Origin of the sequence: Mesorhizobium sp. M4B.F.Ca.ET.089.01.1.1, from assembly GCF_004022605.1 — a bacterium.
GTDB classification, from domain to species: Bacteria; Pseudomonadota; Alphaproteobacteria; order Rhizobiales; family Rhizobiaceae; genus Mesorhizobium; species Mesorhizobium abyssinicae.
Genome location: NZ_RZOS01000521.1, coordinates 1 through 3,567, shown reverse-complemented (window position 1 = coordinate 3,567; position 3,567 = coordinate 1). Strand labels below are relative to the sequence as shown.

Below are 3,567 nucleotides of genomic sequence, written 5' to 3'. Positions count from 1 at the left end.
CCCCCTTTGCCCCCGGCGCCACCGCCGTTGCCGCCTGCGTCACCGCCATTGCCGCCTGCGGAGCCGCCATTCCCACCGTTGCCACCAGCGGAACCGCCATTGCCGCCGTTGCCGCCATTACCGCCTGCGGCTTGCGCCAGAAGTGCGCGCTTGGCCTCCTGCAACCGGGCAGCCTGATCCATCGACCGTTGGAATCCGTCGCGCGGCCCCGGCAGGACCGACGCCGCCCGAGGTGCCGTCGGCAGCAGCATGGTCGACGCGAGCAGCGCCGCCGCCAGTGCACGGCGCGCGTTGATGGCATTCGCCTTGAATGCGAAAAGCCGCGGCAGTCCTGTCATCGCCCGACCGGCAGGCTCCGCACTCATTCTGATCGAGATCACATCCACCACCCGCGAATCCCCGTCCCTACATAGACCGGTTCAACGCCCGTTCCGAAACCCTCCCAGAAAAAGTCAGGGCTCGACGCGGGCCCGTGCGGCCGGCATCCGCGGCTGGTCCGGGGTGAGATCGGGCCTCAGGCCGGCCTTGGGCCATTTTCCTGGCGGACAGGGGGATGCTGCTCTCAAGTCATCTGGTTTGTGCGCTCATCTCCTCAGCGCATGCGTCGCCGCATCGGCAAACGAGATATCGCCCTTGATCTCGCGCATCGCCATCGAGGTGATGGTACGGCGCACGCCGGGCAGCCGGCTGAGCTCCTCGCGCAGCATGCGGTCGAGCGCCATCATGTCGACGGTCACGATCTGCAACAGATAGTCGGCCTCGCCGGTCGTGGCGTAGCAGCGGCGGATCAGGGGGTGCCGCTTCACCGCCGCCTCGAAGGCATCCGACACCTCGAAGTCGATCGACACCTGGATGAAGGCCTCGATGCCGAAGCCGATTGCCGCCGGATCGACGCGGGTGGAATAGCCGCGGATGACGCCGGCCTCCTCCAGCGCCTTGACCCGCTTCCAGCACGGCGTCTTGCTCAGCCCCACCGACTCGGCCAGCTCGCCGAAGGACAGGCGTGCGTCGCGCTCGAGCGCCGCGACGATCTTGCGGTCGAGGGTATCCAGCATGGATCGTTCTCCAGATATCGCCAGATTGAAGGCATTCGTCCTTCAATTTTTGCTATTTGGATAACAGAAAGGAACAATGTTCAAGCCCAAAGGGTCTATCTTCGATCTAAGGATCCAACACATGCCCCGGGCCGGGCAGGGAGAAGAACCATGCTGAAGTCGGAATATCACGCCCGCATCGAGACGCCGGAGATGCGCGACTACGGTGTCTATCTGCAGTGCGACAAGCTTCTGCAATGCCAGAAGCCGCTGGCCGAAATGGTCAATGCCGACGAGCTGCAGTTCCAGATCGTGCACCAGGTCGAGGAGCTGTGGATGAAGCTCATCGCCTACACGCTGGCCGACGTCCTCGACTATCTGGAGAAGGCGGACACGCACCGCATCGTCACCCTGATGGGCCGCGTGCACCGGCTGATGCGGCTGATGACGGCGCAGCTCGACGTGCTCGAAACCATGTCGCCCAAGGAGTACCAGCAGATCCGCCTGCAGCTTGGCAATGGAAGCGGCCAGGAATCGCCCGGCTTCAAGCTGCTCTTGCGCATGCCGCCGGACCTCTGGCGGGCCTTCAAGGCTGCTTATCTCGACGGCCGCGGGCTTTCCGTGGAGGATGTCTATGACGCGCGTTACGATCATGGCGACGCCTATGTCGTCGCCGAGGCGTTGATCGAGTTCGACGAACTGTTCCAGAAATTCCGCGCCAACCACCTCTACCTTATCCACCGTTCGATCGGGCTCGGCTCCAGGTCGCTGAAGGGCCGCCCGGTGGAGATGCTGGAAGGCGGCGCCCGGCACCGCTTCTTCCCCGAGCTGTGGGATATACGCTGCGACATGACCGACCGCTGGGGCGCCGAGTACGGCACGGTCAGGGAGTCGATCAGCCATTGTCCGCACGCGAAGGCGGGGTAGGGCGGCGGCGCGAGACGATCGTACGCCGAGTTCCTTCGCGCCCCCCTCTGTCCTTGGAGCATCAACAAGCTTCAATCCGGAGGACTATCGTGGAAAATGTTCAATCGACCTGGCAGACCGCAGTCATCCTCATCGCCCGCCTGATCTTCGCCGCCATGTTCGCGATGGGCGTGGCCTTCAAACTCATGGATATCGGCGCCACTGCCGGCTACATCGCCGCCGCCGGCTTCCCGTTCCCGCTGTTCCTGGCCTGGTGCGCGGCGATATTGGAGACGCTGCTGGTGATCGCCTTCCTGACCGGCGCCTTGCTGACCCCGGCGGCGCTGATCGGCGCGGTCTACGTCACCTTTCTCGGCTTTGCCTTCCACGGCCCTTCGCACTGGGCCGGCAACCAGGCCGAGTTCGGCGCCTTCATGTCGCATTTCCCGTTCGCCGCCGGCCTGCTCTTCGCCGCCGTTCACGGACCGGGCAGCGTGCTTTCGCTGCGCCAGGGCTGGCCGGGCAGGGCGTGAAACTCATTCCTTCTCCCCGTTAACGGGGAGAAGGTGCCCGAAGGGCGGATGAGGGGCCGCGCCGGCATCGACAGTTGGCCGCCCCGAGATGCACCCACTCCCTCACATCTGATCGTTGTAAGGTTCCTTCATCTGGCCGACCATGCGGGCGAGCTTCGAGAAGGACGGCATGTCCGCCTCCGGCTGGCAGCGGTTGGCGAGCTCCAGGAGCCGGATCGGGAAGTTGACGGCATCGCGGCTCGATGCCGACATGCCTTCGGAGCGTTCCTCGCCGGTCTCGCTGGCCTCGGCCCGGCGCAAGGCGATGTCGATCTCATCGACGGTCAGCACTCCCTTGCGCACCAGCACCTGGTTGATCGACGCGACGGCCATCAACAGGCCCTCGAGCTGCAGATTGGCGACGTTCATGGCGGTTCCTCCCCATTGGTTTGCGCTTTAACGCGCGAAGGGGCGTTTCCGATCCGATGTGGGTGGGTGGCTCACCCTACGCCTCCAGCAGGCGCTCGCCATATTCCTGCCAGAGCGCCCTGACCTCGCGGCCGCCGAGCGGCGGGGTGGCGCGGTCGCCGTAGGAGATGGCGACGGCGCTGAGGTCGTACTGGCCGTCGGACCGGACGATGAAGCGGATCGCCTCGCCGAGCGGCCTCGAGTGGAAGACCGGATCGGCCTGGCCCGTGCCAAGACTGCGAACGCCAGAAATGATTGCCGGCTGATGCCGCATCCTGAAGACGGATGCCATGGCGGGTCTGTCCATGCTGCTTCCCCCGAGTCTCCGGGGCAAAATGATCCCATAAGCGCCGGCTAATGGCCAGACGGGGTCAAAACCATGTTGTGAATACCGCAGTGCCAGCAGGGGCGGTGAGGGGGGAGCAATTATTCCTAGGAAAATTTACCCATAACCTATTGCCCGCTGCAGGCAGCTATGCTACTCTTTTGTCCATGGTGCTGATTTGCGCCAACGACCCGCCGCGAGGCGGGTTTTGTGTTTCAGCCTTCCTCGATCTTAGCCCTCCGGGTCAAAGCTGGCGGGACAGCGCCCCCCTCTGTCCTGCCGGACATCTCCCCGACGGGGCGGCACACTGGCAGCTTTGCCG

At 64.6% G+C, this 3,567-nt stretch carries 6 protein-coding genes; 2 read left to right on the top strand and 4 right to left on the bottom strand.

The genetic code is table 11. From position 1 onward, the window contains the following. Together EN780_RS39040 and EN780_RS29825 are read right to left on the bottom strand one after the other, a co-directional pair. Positions 1-389, bottom strand: a 389-nt coding sequence (locus tag EN780_RS39040; RefSeq protein WP_210215060.1) for a hypothetical protein, incomplete at its 3' end; no start/stop codon positions are given. A gap of 195 nt (positions 390-584) precedes the next feature. After that, positions 585-1,055, bottom strand: a complete 471-nt coding sequence (locus tag EN780_RS29825; protein ID WP_127392006.1) for an Lrp/AsnC family transcriptional regulator — start codon at positions 1,053-1,055, stop codon at positions 585-587. Positions 1,056-1,205: 150 nt separating this feature from the next. Between EN780_RS29825 and EN780_RS29820 the strand changes: the two genes are divergently transcribed. Then, on the top strand, positions 1,206-1,961 hold the full coding sequence (locus EN780_RS29820) for a tryptophan 2,3-dioxygenase family protein (protein WP_127286846.1): 756 nt from the start codon (positions 1,206-1,208) through the stop codon (positions 1,959-1,961). 89 nt (positions 1,962-2,050) lie between these two features. Beyond that, entirely contained in the window at positions 2,051-2,473 is a 423-nt protein-coding gene (locus tag EN780_RS29815) for a DoxX family protein (protein WP_187331521.1), read from the top strand. A gap of 102 nt (positions 2,474-2,575) precedes the next feature. Here the strand turns inward: EN780_RS29815 and EN780_RS29810 are convergent, their stop codons facing one another. Further along, positions 2,576-2,881, bottom strand: coding sequence for a hypothetical protein (locus EN780_RS29810; protein ID WP_127286845.1), 306 nt, complete (start codon positions 2,879-2,881; stop codon positions 2,576-2,578). 76 nt (positions 2,882-2,957) lie between these two features. After that, entirely contained in the window at positions 2,958-3,227 is a 270-nt protein-coding gene (locus tag EN780_RS29805; RefSeq protein ID WP_127286844.1) for a hypothetical protein, read from the bottom strand. Positions 3,228-3,567 lie beyond the last annotated feature (340 nt).